We start from the raw sequence: 15894 nt of genomic DNA, 5'->3' as shown, positions 1-15894 counted from the left end.
ATGGCCGCGCTGCAGAACCTCGTGTCCCTGGTTCCGGTGGCGGCGCTGCTGTTCGTGTCGCCGTGGTCGGTGACCGATCCGTGGAAAGCGGTTTGGGCGGTGGCGGCAGTGGTGCTGTTCAATGCGACGACGGCGATGACGCTCTATGTGCGCGCCATCAACAACTACGGCGCAGCCGCAGTTGCCATGCTTTTCGCGGTGATCCCTGCCGTGGCCGGCCTGCTGTCCTGGCTCATGTTGGGTCAGCGGCCCGACATCGGCATCGCGGTCGGCCTGGTGGTCGGCGCAGCAGCCTGTTGGCTCAATGCGCGCGTGTCGCGCAGACAACGTCAGGACGCAGACGAACCGACGGCCTCCATCATGCGCGCCAATTCGCCCGCGACGTCGGGGCCGGCGGGCTGATAGACCAGCTCGGTGACGCCCCCGGCTTCGTATTCGGCGGCGCGGGCGGCCAACTGCTCGGCTGTCCCGCTGAACGTGAACTGCGGAAGCAGGTCGGCGGCTAGCGCGACCGCCTCGGTGTCCACCGCGGTCAGCCGGACGAGATGGCCTTCGTGGGTAATGAGATGACGCTCGGCGGGCGGGATCGCTTCAATCGCCGCCACCCACTCGTTGCCACCCGGCAGCCCGCGCACGGCGTCCGGACCCAAGCGCTCGTACATCGCGTGGAAGACAACTGCCAACCCGTGCCCGGCGCGCTCCAGCACGCGCTGGCTGTGTAGGTCCTCGCCGCCGTCGAGCACGGTGCCGAACTGCAGCAGCGAGTATGGCCGGCCTGCCGCCGCGGGGTTGGGCACGCCCGCGGCGAAAACCCCGTCGCCCACCCTTTCAGCGACAGCGGTGCCCTTCGGGCCATCGGCTCCGATGAGCACCTCGACCTCAACGGGACGGTCGGCGACGAACCCTTCCGTGTGCAGCATGCGAATGGGGGCGTCTTCCCACTGCACGGTTTCGCCTCGCAGCAATGCGCGCAGTGCTCTGACGTACTCCTCGACGAATGCCCAACGCAGAGGCCGCTTTCCGAGGATGTAGCGACCGGTGAAACCCGATCCGAGAGCCACCGCGACCCGACTCGGCGCGAGCGCGGCAAGCGTCGCGATCGCGGCCGCGTTCGTCATCGGGTGGCGCAGGCTCGGCACGAGTACGCCGGGTCCGAGTCCGATAGTCGACGTGCGCTGCGCCGCCAGCGCCAAAGCCATCCACACATCTGAGGTGATCGCGGGCGAGTCGTAAAGCCAAGCCCGGTGGTAGCCGAGCCGTTCCGCCTCAGCAACGATGTCGGGCGCATCGGCGTTGGTGACCAAGGCGCACGAAAGCTTCATGCGCGTAGAACCTACCGGCGCGCTCCTGGCCTCGATCAAGTCACGGCCTGATAGCTTGTTGTCGGTAGTCGAATGTATGTTCGAATCATGTCAGCGGTGCAAGTGCGGGAAGCGATGGCCAACTTGTGCGCCGCTTACGACGCCTTCGATGCCTCCGAACTGGACGCACTGACTCGCGGAGAGTTGCTCTCGGTGATGGACGATCTCGAGACGCTGATGTGCCGAATGCCCACCCAGTCGCATCGGCTGCTGACCCGACTGCAGGCGGAGACAACGCCCAAGCAGATGGGTGGCAAATCATGGAACGACGTATTGCGGATCCGCTGGCGCCTCTCCTCGGCAGAAGCGTCACGGCGGCTGCATGACGCGGCCGAACTGGGAGCCCGTAAGAACCTGCTCGGGCAGCCGTTGGCGCCGGTGCTACCCGCGGTCGCCGTCGCTCAGTCGGCAGGATTGATCACCGGTGACCACGTCACGACCATCCGGGACGCCATCAAGCGCCTGCCGTCCTGGGTCGACACGATCACCCGTGCGCAGTTCGAGGTGGACCTGGTGCGGGTCGCGGCCGGCGTCGGACCCAAGGAGTTGCGAGAGACGGCAGCGCTGCGGTTGTTCCTGCTGGATCAGGACGGTCCCGAACCTGATGACGCCGAACGTGAACGCAAACGCAGGGTCTCGAAGGGTCGGCAAGGGCGCGACGCGATGACAACGCTGGCCGCCGATCTGACGCCGGAGGCGTGGGCGGTGTGGGAGGTGATCTTCGCCAAGTACGCCGCGCCGGGGATGTGCAATCCCGCCGATGAGGAACCGTGCACCTCGGGCACCCCGTCGCAGGCGCAGATCGACAACGATCACCGCACGCTGGAGCAGCGGCAGCACGACGCGATGCTGGCGGTCGGTCGCATCGCGTTGATGAGCGGTGAACTCGGCCACCTCAACGGGCTCCCGGTCAGCGTCATCATCCGCACCACCCTGCAAGACCTGGAAAGCCGCGCCGGCATCGGTGTCACAGGTGGGGGAACCAAACTGCCGATCGCCGACGTCATCAAAATGGCTGCTCATGCCTACCACAACCTCGCGGTCTTCGACGGAGTGACCGGTCAGGCGCTGGCGCTGTTTCGCACCAGACGCGTCGCCTCGGCTGCCCAGCGGATCATGCTGATCGCCCGCGACGGCGGCTGCACCAAACCGTGCTGCACCGTGGGGGCCTACGGCTGCCAGGTCCACCACGCGTCTCAGGATTGGGCCAACGGCGGTAACACCAACGTCGACGACCTGACCCTGGCGTGTGGCACCGACAATCGCGGCGTCGATGACGGCGGCTGGCAGACCACCATCAACACCCGCGGTGAATGCGAATGGACACCACCATCTGCCCTCGACCACGGCCAATCCAGAATCAACTACTACCACCGTCCGGAAGCGCTACTCAGGCCACCCGAGGACAGAGCAGCACCCGAACCGACACTGCTAAAACGCAAGCGGCACAACGCTACCCACGTCAAGTCACTAAGACTCGACCCCACCGAAACACCCGGCGGCCCCGAACCACCTGACAACCAAGCCGCCTAGCGCCCACACACCAGTGGATGGCACATCACGAAACTCGTCCGCGGTGCACCACAGAATCTGAACTCCGAACTGCCTGGCCGACAACGTATTGCACGTCAACCAGCGGCCACACCGCAGGATCCCGCGCGTCCACCGTCGATTACGCGTGCCTATGCCAGCAGCGTCAGAACAATCCAGCCGGCGACGGCCGACGGCAGCATCGCGTCGATCCGGTCCATGATGCCGCCGTGTCCGGGAAGCAGCGTGCCCATGTCCTTGATGCCGAGATCGCGCTTGACCTGAGATTCGACCAAGTCACCCAGCACGCCGGTGATGACGAGCATCAGCCCCAGCGGCACGCCGACCCATGCGGGCCGGTCGAGCAGGAAGGCCACCGACAGCACCGCCGCCGTGACGCCGAAGACCACTGAGCCGACCAGTCCCTCCCACGACTTCTTCGGGCTGATCGCGGGCACCATCAGGTGCTTGCCGAACAACACCCCGGCCACGTAGCCGCCGATGTCGGCGAAGACGACGGTCACGATCACTATGAACGTCCGGGTGCCGCCGTGGTCCTGGAAGATCAGCAGCGCGCTGAAGGCGGCGAACAGGGGCACCCATGTCGCCAGCAGTACGGTGGCCGAGATGTCGCGCAGGTAGTTGACGGGTGCCTCGCGGATACCCTGTCCGACCAGCCGCCAGACCATGGCTACGACGATCGTGCCGCCATAGGCGCCCAGAACCCCCGCCGGCCCCAGATACGTCAGCCAGATCATCGCCTGGCCGCCCAGTAGCAGCGGAATCAGCGGAAGCGCGTAACCGGCTTCGCGCAGCCTGCGGATGACCTCGTAGGTGGCGATCGGGATGAACACCGCCAGCACGGGCAGCCAGCCGATCGGCTTGAACAGCAGGATGCCGATGGCCATCGCGCCGAGCACGACGCCCACGCCGATAGCCGCCGGGAGATTGCGCCCGGCCCGGGATGCCTTCTTGGGCGGCTCCGACGTGTCGGCCACCGAATCTGCTTGCTGATCGGCCATCAGACCTCCAGCAGTTCGCCCTCTTTGTGCTTGACAAGGTCGTCGATCTGGCTGGTGTAGGTGTGGGTGGTCTTGTCGAGTTCCTTCTCGGCGTGTTTGACCTCGTCCTCGCCAGCCTCGCCGTCCTTCTTGATCCGGTGCAGCTCCTCCATCGCCTTTCGACGGATATTGCGCACGGACACCCGGGCGTCCTCTCCCTTGGCCTTGGCCTGCTTCACGAGCTCGCGGCGGCGTTCCTCGGTGAGCTGCGGGATGGCGACGCGGATGACGTTGCCGTCGTTGCCGGGGTTGACGCCGAGGTCGGAATTGCGAATGGCGTCCTCGATCGGCTTCAGCTGTGACTGCTCATACGGCTTGATCACCACCAGCCGCGCCTCCGGCACGTTGATGCTGGACAGCTGGGTGATCGGGGTCGACGAGCCGTAGTAGTCGATCGAGAGGCGGGAGAACATGCCGGGGTTGGCGCGGCCGGTCCGGATGGACGACAGGTCGTCGCGCGCGACGGACACCGCCTTCTCCATCTTCTCCTCGGCGTCGAAGAGGGTTTCCTCGATCACGGCTTCTCCATTTTCTGCTCCTCGCGTGCGCGTACCACTCCAGGTCAGTTGGTGGTGACCAGTGTTCCGATCTTCTCACCTGCAACCGCCCGCGCGATATTGCCGTCAGTCAGAAGGTTGAACACCAGGATGGGCATGCCGTTGTCCATGCACAGGCTGAATGCGGTGGCATCGGCGACGGCCAGGCCCCGTTCGATGACCTCGCGGTGGGTGATCGCGGTGATCAGTTCCGCGTCGGGGTTGGTTCGCGGGTCCGCGGTGAAGACTCCGTCGACGGCCTTGGCCATCAGCACGACCTCCGCGCGGATCTCCAGCGCGCGCTGTGCCGCAGTGGTGTCGGTGGAGAAGTACGGCAGGCCCATGCCCGCCCCGAAAATCACGACGCGGCCCTTCTCCAGGTGTCTCTGGGCGCGCAGCGGAATGTACGGCTCGGCCACCTGGCCCATCGTGATAGCGGTCTGAACCCGGGTGGCGATGCCTTCCTTTTCCAGGAAGTCTTGCAGCGCAAGGCTGTTCATCACGGTGCCGAGCATGCCCATGTAATCGGAACGGGTGCGCTCCATGCCGCGCTGCTGCAACTGGGCGCCGCGGAAGAAGTTGCCGCCGCCGATGACGACGGCAACCTGAACGCCGCTGCGGACCACCTCCGCGATCTGCCGCGCCACCAGGGCCACCACGTCGGGGTCGAGGCCCACCTGCCCGCCGCCGAACATCTCGCCGCCGAGTTTCAGCAGCACCCGCGAGTACATGGGCCGGATAGGAGTTGCCCCGGCGCCGTTGGTGGTGGTGGGCTCCGCCATCCGACTCCTTCGGGGGTCCTCGCATGAGATCGCCATCCCGGACCTGGCCCAGGACGGCTACCCCTCATCCTGCCTCATAGCGGCCTCTCAGCCACTATGGGGCGGGCCGACGGCGCGTCAGCGGGAATGCGCCGACAGCAGCCATGCTCTCATCGACTTGCGACCGGTGGGCTCGTCACGGATGTCGGTGCCGCCGAACCCCGCGAAGAACTCGGCGAACTGCTCCGGCACATATGCGTGGATGCGGGCCGGCCTGATCTCGTCGACTTCCCAGTACCTGGAGACGACGTCACGCAGTTCGTCCTCGGTGACAGCGTTGATGGGCGAGTCCGCCGGCATACCGGCAGCGTCGAACACCAGGACAAAGTACGAGGCGCCCGGTGCCGCCGCCCGCACGATCGACTGCTGGTAACCCTCACGCAGCTCGACGGGCATCGAGTGAAACAGCGTGGAATCGATGATGGTGCCGAACCGGCCGTCGTAGCCGGTGAAGTTGCTGATGTCGGCGACGTCGAAGCCGGCGTTGGTCAACCCGCGCCTGGCGGCCTCCTCGCGGGCCAGCTTGACGGCGGTCTCCGCCGAGTCGAGCCCGACCGTGGTGAAGCCCAGCTCGGCGAGGCGCAGGGCCGTCGCGGCCTCGCCGCAGCCGGCGTCGAGCACCTCGCCGTGGATCTTGCCCGCGTCGATCAGCGCCTGGATCTCCGGCTGAGGTTCACCGATGCTCCACGGCGGACGGAAGCCCTGAAACTCCTCGGCGTCACCGCGGTAAGCCGATTCGAACATCTCTTGCTCTGGTTGCGTGGTCATACCCCGTGTCTATCAACTAAGTTGATATATGTCAATATAGTTGATATGAACGCGCTCGAGGACGACCCGCCGCTCGGTTATCTGCTGTACCGGGCGCACAACGCGCTGCGTTCCGAGGTGACCGCCACCGTGCTGGACCCACTCGGTCTCACGTTCCCTCAGTACATCTGCATGCGCATCCTGGCGCGCTTCCCCGACCGCTCGAACGCCGAGTTGGCGCGTGACACCAACGTATCCCCGCAGGCCATGAACATGGTGCTGCGCGGGCTCGTCGAACGCGGGCTGGTCACCAGGCCCGCGTCCGTGGCGTCAGGGCGGTCGCTGCCTGCTCAGCTGAGCGCCAAGGGCATGGAACTTCTCAAGCGCACCGACTCCGGGGTGCGCGGCGCCGAACGTCGCGTGATGGCCGACCTGACCAACGGGCAATGCCGGGAGTTCAAACAGATCCTGCTGGCGATCGGCTCCGACCCGGACTAGTGGTGCCCACAGGCCTTTGGGGGTGACGGTGGCAGGTCCAGCGCGGGGTTGCCGTCGAAGAAGCCCAGCGGCTTGAGGTGGAAGCCCGTATAGGCGCATGGCATCACCGGCCAGTCCTCCGGCCGCACGACATGGTGGGCGCCCAGCGTGTACCAGAGCACGACGTCGGTGTTCTCCAGCGGTGCGTCGTCGGCGACGAATTCGGGCAGACCCTGCGTATCCGCCGACTGGTACATGTAGTCACCCGACGCGAACCTCTCCGCGGCGTCGTACTTGGTGACCCACAGGTTGTGCTGGACGAAGCGGGCGCGGTCATAGATGTAGGAGCCCTCCTGCACCATCACCGGCACGATCTCCTTCGGCACCAGCTTGTAGGCCACCGGGGAGCCGAGTTCGTTCTTCTTCGACGGGTTGGTGACCTTCCAGTACCGGCCGGTCGACCAGTTCCAGTCCCGCGCGCCCTCCGCCTCGGACGCGACCAGCGTGTCCTGCGTGATCCATGCGTTCCTGTGCGGGTTCAATTCCGGATCCGGCTCGGGGATCGAATCGACCTCGTACACACTGTTTCCCGCTCCGTCGATGCTCATGTCCAGGCGGAAGTTGAAGAAGTGCTGGTGATTTGGACCGTAGATGCCGGGCGCCACCATCTTGCCCCAGCGCGGTTCCTCGCCGTCGAGCACCGCACCGGTGGTCAGCACGCCGGATAGTTTGACCTCCACCTCCATCGACGCGTCGTTGTAGAAGTACCAGAAAAACCCGTACTCGTAGTTTCCGACGGTGCAGATCATCGACACCACCAGCCGCCGCGAGCGACGCACCTCGACCTCGCCGGTGCGGAAGTCGGTGTGTTTCCAGGAGATTCCGAAGTCCTCCTCGTGCATGCAGATCGCATTCGGAATGGTCACCGCATTGCCGCTGGAGTCGTTGACCGTGCCGTCGAAGTAGTGGATCTCCCCCAGACAGTCGCATCCGAGCGTCAGCGGGTTGGCCGAGAACCCCATCCCGACCTCGCCCATGTCGAACACGTTCTTGTTCCAATGCGTCGGTGCGGTGTCGCCGTAGGGCACCACCATCTCGGAGAGCGACGCCCGATAGATGATCGGCCGCGTCTCACCCCGATCGGTGTAGGTGACTTCGTGCAGTGTGATGCCCTCGCGCGGATTGAAGCCGATCCGCAGGGACCACTTCTGCCAAACCACCTTCCATCCGTCGACGGTGAAGCTCGGACCGTCGGGTTGGGTGATCTCGATGGACTTCACGTCGTCGCGGAACCGGGTGAACGCCGGGCGGTTGTCCGGGTCGAACATGAACCGCTCGGAGTAGTTGCCCGCCGTCGGAGGCAGCGGAACCACGCCGTGATCCTCGATGCCGATGACCTCCATCTTGTCGAGGTCGAACGTCACGATCAGACCCTCTACGGGCCGCGCATAGCCGTGCTCGGACGGCGCCGCCCGCATGAACGTCAACGGACGACAGATCAGCGCGGAGTTGTCGTAGTGATCCTGCGCGCCGTAATACCCTGCGGGCCATGGGTCGATCATCGCGAGGCTGAAATCGGTGACGCCACGCTTGCGCATGGCGTCCTGCCAACGCGGATCCTGCCTGACCTTCTCCTCCACTCCCGTCATGTGCTCGACGAGGTAGGACGGGAAGCGGCCGGGAATCGGCTTCCAGAAGTCGATCACACGAGCCTTCAGATCGACGACGGCCTCGTAGATCGACTTCGCCGCGGCGTCGTACATCGTGACGAACGCTCGTCGCGGTATGCCTGTCGTCCCCTCGAAGGTAAGCTCGGGATTCTTGTCCGGCTCGGCGAGCTGGATCATCACGAACCTTGTTGTGGGGGTTGAGTACTGGGAGTCCATTACGATCGCGGCGGCAGACTCGATCTCCGCGCCGGTCAGTGGGTCCAAAGGGTACGGCGTCGCGCCGTCCGTGGCACCCTCGTGCAGCTCAGTGCTTTCCATCGTCATGGCGAGTCAGACCCCCTCGGATTTCTTGAGATCAAGCACCGCAAGATGCGCTAGTGCGTCTTCTGCAGATGTCTTGTGCGCGGACCGTCGGCCGAAGAAGTACACGACCACTCCGAGAACGAACATGCCCAACGCGATGCTGCCGACCCATCGCATCCACTCGGCGTCCCCTACTCCGACGTTGGTCAGCCAGGACTTGGCGAACGAGTAGTAGACGCCGCCGATGGTGCCCAACGTGCCCACGATGACGGTGATCCAGACCCCCACCATGCCGCCGGGGATACGCCAGAACTTCTCGCTGGCGTAGCGGTCGGCGTACTTTTTGCGCGCGATGACGACCGGGAACAGGAAGAAGAACCCGGAGATCAGCCAGACGGTGGACAGGCCACCCTGGAGGAAGATGGTGACGTTTGCCATGCTGCTCTGCGAGTACAACCCCACCAGGATCAGCGACGAGAGCACACCCTGGATGAGCACCGCGGTCACCGGATTGCGGGTGCGCGGGTTGAGGTGGGTGAAGATCCGCGGCAGGTGACGTTCGAGACCCGACACGAAGATCAGCCGGGAGTAGGCCACCTGATAGGTCATCAGCGCCACGAACACGATCACGGCCAGCACGATCGCCGCACCTTCCATCACGCCCTTCGGCGCGGCAGTGCCGAGCATGCCGATCACACCGGTCACCGGGTCGATCTGGTCCGACGGCAGCACCATCATGGTGCCCAGCGTGGTCAGCAGGTAGATGACCACCAGCGCCGCGGAGCCCCAAATGATCATCTTCGGCCCGCTCTTGCGCACCGAGAGGAACTCCGCACCCATGTTGTACGGCGTCTCGACGCCCAACAGGTACAGCAGCACGGTGCCGTAAAGGAAGCCTGCGCCGGCGAAGTCGGGTACCAGTGCGGCGTGCGCGGTGAACGGCGTTGCCGACCCGTTCTTGAGCGCGTAGACAAGGCCCGAGACGAAGATCAGGGCAGTCAATACCCCGTAGATATAGAAGACGGTGGTCATGATGCGCTGGTTGGCAGCGAGTTTCGCCAACGCCAGACCGACCACGCCCCAGAGGACCACCAGCTGCAAGATGATGCTCACCGTCAGCCCGAGTTCCGCGTGGAAGGCCAGCAGCAGGAACTGCAGCACGATCGCCGGAGACGACGCGGCGTTGAGGATCACCGGGATCCACGACAGGTAACCGCCAATGAAGCCCCAGGTCTCGCCCATCGTGCGGGTGGCCCAAATGTACACGCCGCCTTCACCGGGCCACAGATTGCCCAGTTCGGCGACCGCCATGCCTGCGGGCACAAGGAACGTCAGGATGCCGAGCACCCACATGGGGATGGCGGTCCAGCCGCCCGCCGCCATCACCGACGAGCCGGTGATCCAGCAGATGATGAACACGTAGATGGAGACGAGGCCGAACGTGGTCATCACCTTGGGCAGCACCTGCTCAGGTACGAGCTCGGTGGTCATCAGCGCGTCGCGCTTAGACGGCGTCGCTTCGCCCCGATTGCTCCTCGCGTCAGCGGTGAGTTCTTGCGTCATTTCTCTCCCAAAGCCGTTCGGTCAGTTTGCGATTTGTCCGTCTTTCATTCGGACGACACGGGTCGCTTCGTCGGCCACCGTGGGGTCATGGGTGCTGGCGACGACCGTGACTCCCAGCGTGGAGCACAGGTCGCGCAGCATGCGCACCACCGTCTCGCCCGTGCGGTGGTCGAGGTTGGCGGTCGGTTCGTCGGCAAGGACGAGCGTCGGGGTGCTGATCAGGGAACGCGCGATCGCGGTGCGTTGCTGTTCGCCACCCGACATCTTGGTCGGCTGGTGGTCGACCCGATGGCCGAGCCCGACGAGTTCGAGAAGCTCCAACGCCCGCTTGCGCAAAGACTTGCGGTCGTAGGGCTCGAATATCAGCGGCAGTTCGACGTTTTCCACCGCGGACAGGAACGGAATCAGGTTATAGCTCTGAAAGATGAAGCCGATGGTGTCGTGGCGCAGCGCGGCGAACTGACTCTCGGTCAGCGTCGAGGTATCCCGGCCCGCGACCTTGATGGTGCCCTTGGTGGGCCGGTCGAGGCCGCCGATCATGTTCAGCAGCGTCGACTTGCCGCTGCCGCTTGGTCCCATCAGGCAGACGAATTCGCCTGGCATCACGGTCAAGTCGGCAGCGACGAGGGCCTTGACCACCTCGTCACCGACCTTGTGCAGCTTCCACACGTCGGAGATCTCGATGACGGGAGACCGGTCGTGGTCGAGGGGAAGACCCGTCGTGTCGGTTCTGTCTTCGATGGCGGTCATGTCAACCTCCCGTTGTCAGAGATCGGATCGGTGGCCGCGACGCCGCGTTCCACGTGGGCACGATGCTGGTGAAGAAGGCCGCGACAATGCTGACGCCGACCGCGATCGCGACGCCGAGCATCAGGCCCGCGGCGGATACGCCCGTCGCCACCACACCCGACATCCCGAGCGCGACTCCCGTCAGCACGGCGAGTCCGGCACCCGCCAGGGCGCCCAGTACCGCTGCGATCACCGGCTCCACGAGCAGCGCCGCGATGACGGGCTTACGCGGCACACCGTTGGCACTGAGCACACCGAGTTCACGGGTCCTGTGGGCGACGGTTCGAGTGGTGGTGACCGCAACCTCCGCCACCCCGACGAGGAGTACCGTCACCGCGATCAGCACGACGGCACGGCCGATCTCGTCGGCGTGCCCCAGCGACGCGGACTGTCCGCGGATGCCCTCGGACATGCCGAACACGATCACCACCAGGAACGCGCCGGTTGCGGTGGTGACGACCGGCAGCACCATCTCGGCGATCCGGCGCCGCGCGGACAGCCACCCGTAGGACAAGCCTTTACGCATCATCTACCGATCTCCCAGGAGTGCGACGGGACGTTGTTGCAGCAGCCGGTGCACCGGAACGAGTGCGCCGACGATCGCCATGGCGGGCAGAAACGCGGCGACCATGCCGGCGGCCTGCAGCCACGCAGTGGGCGTCGCGATTCCCGGGATCACCAGCGCCACAGCGGCACCCGCACCGAGAACACCGACCACGTAGGCGGCGACGAACACGATCGCCGACTCGACGAGGAAGAAGTACAGCACCTCGTCGGCCAGGCCGATGCTGGACATGATGCCGAACTCACGCCGCCGCTCAGCCACTGCGGCGAGGAACGACGACACCGCGATGACGAAACCGAGCCCGAGCCCGATGATCGAAATGAGGCCGAGCGTGGAACCGGTCACCTTGCCCGAGAACAGCGCAGAGAACTTCTGCTCGAACGTCAGCGGGCCGGAGCCGCCGACGGTGTCGTAGATCAACCCGCGCCCATTGGGATCCGGCATCACCGACGGATCCGATGTTGACCCGAGACCGATTGCGCTGCCGAAGGTTTGGCCGATATCCCGCCGCTTCTCATCACCCGGCGGCGGGAAGATCAACCACCAGCCGTTGCTGCCGACGACCGTCTGCGCCAGCGGTGAACCGACCGTGATCGACTGACCGCCGCCGGACACGTCGACGGTCAGGCTCTGTCCCCCCACCACGACGCGGTCCCCCGAATCGAGGCCGAGTCGCTCAGCCAGCGGGATACCCAGGATCGCTTGCCCGGCAGGCGTTTCGTCGTTGCCACGCAACGAAACCGTGTCACCGTTGATCTCGGTGACGCCGGCGAGAGTGCGGGTGGCGGTCCAACCGTCCGGCGCGGCGAACGTAGGAGCCGGGCCGTTCGCAACCAATGCCTGCGCATCGGCGTCGTACTTCACGCCCGCGCCGGGAACCGCCCATAGCGCAGCTCCGCCGAGGACGTCTGTCACCGAATCGGCGCCGGTGATGGCGAAACTCGCCGAAATGGTTCGGACTACTGTCACGCAGGCGATCGCGAGCGCGATGCCGAGCACGGACAGCGCGAACCGCTCGGGTCGCCGGCGAATATTTGCCAACGCGAACCGGACAAGGCACATGAATGTGTTGCCGGAAGTGGTGGCGATCGTCGATGACCGAAGTGACGCGGGAGCAGAGGTCTCCACGAACAAGGATGTTCGGCTCGAAAAGTTTCGCCGACTTCCATGCCGAATGTCGGCGTTGTTAACTCAGGGGGGTCCGGGTTACGGCGTTGTGTCGAGGCCGCAACGGATTTCGTTGCCGGTCATCCGTCGATGCGCGGCCAGGGGTGTGCTTGTTCGAGCTCGTAGGCCAACTCCAGCAGCGTGGCCTCGCCTCCTCGCACGGTCGACAGCATCATCCCGACCGGCAGACCCGATGCGGATTCCGCCAGCGGCAGAGAGATCGCCGGGTCGCCGGTGGCGTTCTGCAGGGGGGTGAAGCCGACCCAGTCGAGGATCCGGTCCATCACTTGTTCGTAGGGCGCCGTCGGATCGAGATGTCTGATTCGTGGTGTCTCGCTGGCCAGTGTCGGCATCAACACGGCGTCGTAGGTCTGTGACAGTCGTTCGGTGATGCGCCTCGATGCCGACAAACGGGCGATCGCCAGCGGGAGCTTGTGGAGATTCCTGGCGGCTCCGCCGTCGAGACCAAGGGTCAGGTTGTCCAGTTTCTCGCGGTCGAAAGTGGGACCGATCGTCCGGCGCCCGCCGCGCACTATCGCGAAGGCCAGGAACTGCCAGTAGAGCAGGAAGTCGTCCTTGAACCGGGCGGGCACCGGATTGTCGATCTCGGTGACCCGGTGCCCGAGGCTCTCCAGAAGTGCCGCGGACTTCAATGTCAGCTCGCGGACCTCTGGACTGGCCTCGATCAGCACCGATTTCGTGCATACGGCGATGTGCAGTCGCTGCTTGCCGGGGCGGGTGACGTCTCCGATCGGCCGCAGCTTCGGGTTGCGGTAGGCCCGCTCGGCTTCCCGCAGGAACGCCGCGGTGTCACGCACGGAGCGTGTCAGCACTCCATTGGCGACGAGGTGCAGCGGCATCCGGGCAACTTCCTTGTCCAGCGGCAGTCGGCCGCGCGTCGGTTTCAGTCCGACCAATCCGTTGACCGCAGCAGGGATTCGGATCGATCCACCGCCGTCGTTGGCATGAGCGATTGGCACCACGCCCGCCGCGACGAACGCACCGGAACCCGACGACGACGCACCGGCGGTGTACTCGGGATTCCATGGGTTGCGGACCGGCCCGAGCCTCGGGTGCTCCGCCGACCCGCTGAAGCCGAACTCCGACATCTGCGTCTTTCCCAGCGGCACGAGGCCGGTGGACAGGACGACGCGCGCGACGGGACCGTCAGCCTTTTCAGGTCGGGGTTCCCACGCGTCGGTGCCCTGCATCGTCGGCCAGCCTTCGACCGCGACGTTGTCCTTGATGAACGTCGGAACACCGTCGAAGTAACCGCCGTACGGCCGCGGCTGCTTCGCTCGACGGCGCGCCCGGTCGAATGCCTCGTATGCCAGGCCGTTGAGGGTCGGATTGACCGCCTCGGTGCGGGCGATCGCGCCTTCGACCAGTTCGGTCGCAGTCACCTTGCCCGAGCGCAGCGCCTCGACGAGACCGACCGCATCCAGGTCGCCGAGGGCGTCGTCGCCGAAGTCGAAGGCACTGACGCGATTCATCCGCTGACGGTACCAATTCGTACCGCTGCGCCGGCATCGGGCATCGGCGCTTTGTTCTTACGCCTGATCCGGATTGGCCTAACTCCTCACGACTCCTCACGCCGCCTCCGGCGGCGCTTTGTCGTCAGGCTTGGCCGACCTCGAACCGCACGAATCGGGTCACGGTCACGCCTGCCTCGTCGAGCAGCGCCTTGACGGTCTTCTTGCTGTCGGACACCGACGGCTGATCGAGCAGCACGACGTCCTTGTAGAAGCCGTTGAGGCGGCCCTCGACGATTTTGGGCAGCGCCTGCTCGGGCTTGCCCTCTTCCTTCGCGGTCTCCTCGGCGATACGCCGTTCGTTGGCGACGATGTCCTCGGGCACCTCGTCACGGGTCAGGTACTTGGCCTTGAGCGCCGCGACCTGCAGGGCAACCGCATGCGCGGCAGCTGCGCTTGTCTGCGGGTCGGAACCCGTGTACTCGACGAGCACGCCGACCGCAGGCGGCAGGTCAGCGGCCCGCTTGTGCAGATACGTCTCGACGGTGCCGTCGAAGTACGCGGCGCGCCGCAGCTCGAGCTTCTCGCCGATCTTCGCCGACAGGTCGGCGATGGTCTGTTCGACCGTGGTGCCATCGATCTTGGCTGCCTTGAGGGCGTCGACGTCGGTCGCCTTGGACGAGGCAGCCGCCGCGACGATCTGGTCCGCAACCGACTGGAATTCGGCGTTCTTGGCGACGAAGTCGGTTTCGGAGTTCAGCTCGACCAGCGCGCCGTCCTTGGCGGCGACCAAGCCCTCGGCAGTAGCGCGCTCGGCGCGCTTGCCGACGTCCTTGGCGCCCTTGATGCGCAGCAGCTCGACGGCCTTGTCGAAATCGCCGTCGGCCTCCACGAGCGCGTTCTTGCTGTCGAGCATGCCGGCGCCGGTCAAGTCCCGAAGGCGCTTGACGTCGGCAGCGGTGTAGTTCGCCATGTCTGTATTCCTAGGGGTTCGTCGGGGGCTTCGGTTCGGTCTGAACCTCGGCCTCGGGGGTGCCCGGCTCGGCGCCCTGGGCGGTCGGGCTTGCGGTCGCGGTTGCGGTGGCGCTGGCGAGAAGTTCCTGCTCCCATTCGGTGAGCGGCTCGGCGCCCTCGGCCGCCGGCTTGTCGCCGTTACCGCCTGCACCGGCGCGGGCCTGCAGACCCTCGGCGACCGCGGCGGCGACCACCCTGGTGAGCAGCGCGGCGGAGCGGATCGCGTCGTCGTTGCCCGGGATCGGGTAATCGACCAGGTCGGGATCGCAGTTGGTGTCGAGGATCGCGATGATCGGGATGTTCAGCTTGCGCGCCTCCGCGACGGCGAGGTGCTCCTTGTTGGTATCAACGACCCAGATCGCCGAGGGCACCTTCTGCATGTCACGGATACCGCCGAGGCTGCGCTCGAGCTTGTTCTTCTCACGGGTCAGCATCAAGATTTCCTTCTTGGTGCGACCCTCGAAGCCACCGGTCTGCTCCATGGTCTCCAGCTCCTTGAGGCGCTGCAGCCGCTTGTGCACGGTGGAGAAGTTGGTGAGCATGCCGCCCAACCAGCGCTGGTTCACATAGGGCATGCCGACGCGGGTGGCCTCATCGGCGATGGACTCCTGGGCCTGCTTTTTGGTGCCGACGAACATGACGCTGCCACCGTGGGCGACGGTCTCCTTGACGAACTCGAACGCCTTGTCGATGTAGGTCAGCGTCTGCTGCAGGTCGATGATGTAGATGCCGTTGCGGTCGGTGAAGATGAACCGCTTCATCTTGGGGTTCCAGCGACGGGTCTGATGCCCGAAGTGGGTGCCGCTGTCAAGCAGCTG

The 15894-nt window shown here is 65.5% G+C and carries 16 protein-coding genes; 3 read left to right on the top strand and 13 right to left on the bottom strand.

The annotated features are described in order from the left end of the window. A partial coding sequence (locus tag QOC76_RS14055; protein ID WP_526357451.1) for an EamA family transporter occupies positions 1 to 402 on the top strand: 402 nt, incomplete at its 5' end. Here QOC76_RS14055 and QOC76_RS14050 read toward each other — a convergent pair. Beyond that, entirely contained in the window at positions 330 to 1322 is a 993-nt protein-coding gene (locus tag QOC76_RS14050) for an LLM class flavin-dependent oxidoreductase (RefSeq protein ID WP_526357450.1), read from the bottom strand. The two genes, QOC76_RS14055 and QOC76_RS14050, sit on opposite strands and share 73 nt — an antisense overlap. A 72-nt stretch (positions 1323 to 1394) precedes the next feature. On the opposite strand from QOC76_RS14050, the gene QOC76_RS14045 reads away from it, so the two are divergent. After that, positions 1395 to 2894, top strand: a complete 1500-nt coding sequence (locus tag QOC76_RS14045; RefSeq protein ID WP_526357449.1) for an HNH endonuclease signature motif containing protein — start codon at positions 1395 to 1397, stop codon at positions 2892 to 2894. Between the two features lie 149 nt (positions 2895 to 3043). On the opposite strand, the gene QOC76_RS14040 is transcribed toward QOC76_RS14045, so the two are convergent. The 4 genes from QOC76_RS14040 to QOC76_RS14025 form a co-directional block, all read right to left on the bottom strand. Continuing rightward, complete coding sequence (locus QOC76_RS14040; RefSeq protein WP_526357448.1) at positions 3044 to 3913, bottom strand: phosphatidate cytidylyltransferase; 870 nt, start codon at positions 3911 to 3913, stop codon at positions 3044 to 3046. After that, positions 3913 to 4470 carry a ribosome recycling factor gene (gene frr, locus QOC76_RS14035; protein WP_526357447.1) on the bottom strand — a complete coding sequence of 186 codons (558 nt, stop codon included), beginning with the start codon at positions 4468 to 4470 and terminating at the stop codon, positions 3913 to 3915. The genes QOC76_RS14040 and frr overlap by 1 nt, the downstream gene beginning before the upstream one ends. A 44-nt stretch (positions 4471 to 4514) precedes the next feature. Then, positions 4515 to 5270, bottom strand: coding sequence for a UMP kinase (pyrH, locus tag QOC76_RS14030; RefSeq protein ID WP_526357446.1), 756 nt, complete (start codon positions 5268 to 5270; stop codon positions 4515 to 4517). A 117-nt stretch (positions 5271 to 5387) separates the two neighbouring features. Beyond that, complete coding sequence (locus QOC76_RS14025; RefSeq protein WP_526357445.1) at positions 5388 to 6077, bottom strand: class I SAM-dependent methyltransferase; 690 nt, start codon at positions 6075 to 6077, stop codon at positions 5388 to 5390. Positions 6078 to 6122: 45 nt separating this feature from the next. Here QOC76_RS14025 and QOC76_RS14020 point away from each other — a divergent pair, with 45 nt between their 5' ends. Then, positions 6123 to 6554 carry a MarR family winged helix-turn-helix transcriptional regulator gene (locus QOC76_RS14020; protein ID WP_526357444.1) on the top strand — a complete coding sequence of 144 codons (432 nt, stop codon included), beginning with the start codon at positions 6123 to 6125 and terminating at the stop codon, positions 6552 to 6554. Here QOC76_RS14020 and QOC76_RS14015 read toward each other — a convergent pair. The 8 genes from QOC76_RS14015 to rpsB form a co-directional block, all read right to left on the bottom strand. Next, positions 6551 to 8527, bottom strand: a complete 1977-nt coding sequence (locus QOC76_RS14015; protein ID WP_526357443.1) for a primary-amine oxidase — start codon at positions 8525 to 8527, stop codon at positions 6551 to 6553. The genes QOC76_RS14020 and QOC76_RS14015 overlap by 4 nt on opposite strands. Before the next feature lie 6 nt (positions 8528 to 8533). After that, positions 8534 to 10069, bottom strand: coding sequence for an amino acid permease (locus tag QOC76_RS14010; protein WP_526357442.1), 1536 nt, complete (start codon positions 10067 to 10069; stop codon positions 8534 to 8536). A 21-nt stretch (positions 10070 to 10090) separates the two neighbouring features. Continuing rightward, positions 10091 to 10819, bottom strand: a complete 729-nt coding sequence (locus QOC76_RS14005) for an ABC transporter ATP-binding protein (RefSeq protein ID WP_526357441.1) — start codon at positions 10817 to 10819, stop codon at positions 10091 to 10093. A gap of 1 nt (position 10820) precedes the next feature. Next, positions 10821 to 11387 (bottom strand): FtsX-like permease family protein, encoded by a 567-nt coding sequence (locus QOC76_RS14000; RefSeq protein WP_526357440.1) that lies wholly within the window; start codon positions 11385 to 11387, stop codon positions 10821 to 10823. Then, positions 11388 to 12551: an ABC transporter permease gene (locus tag QOC76_RS13995; protein WP_526357439.1), complete on the bottom strand. Its 1164-nt coding sequence runs from the start codon at positions 12549 to 12551 to the stop codon at positions 11388 to 11390. Positions 12552 to 12670: 119 nt separating this feature from the next. After that, entirely contained in the window at positions 12671 to 14083 is a 1413-nt protein-coding gene (locus QOC76_RS13990) for an amidase (RefSeq protein WP_526357438.1), read from the bottom strand. A 124-nt stretch (positions 14084 to 14207) separates the two neighbouring features. After that, positions 14208 to 15035 carry a translation elongation factor Ts gene (gene tsf / locus QOC76_RS13985; RefSeq protein WP_526357437.1) on the bottom strand — a complete coding sequence of 276 codons (828 nt, stop codon included), beginning with the start codon at positions 15033 to 15035 and terminating at the stop codon, positions 14208 to 14210. A 10-nt stretch (positions 15036 to 15045) separates the two neighbouring features. Next, a partial coding sequence (gene rpsB, locus QOC76_RS13980; protein WP_526357436.1) for a 30S ribosomal protein S2 occupies positions 15046 to 15894 on the bottom strand: 849 nt, incomplete at its 5' end.

Source organism: Mycobacterium sp., from assembly GCF_032159565.1.
GTDB lineage: Bacteria > Actinomycetota > Actinomycetes > Mycobacteriales > Mycobacteriaceae > Mycobacterium.
This window is presented reverse-complemented; position numbering and strand designations above follow the sequence as displayed.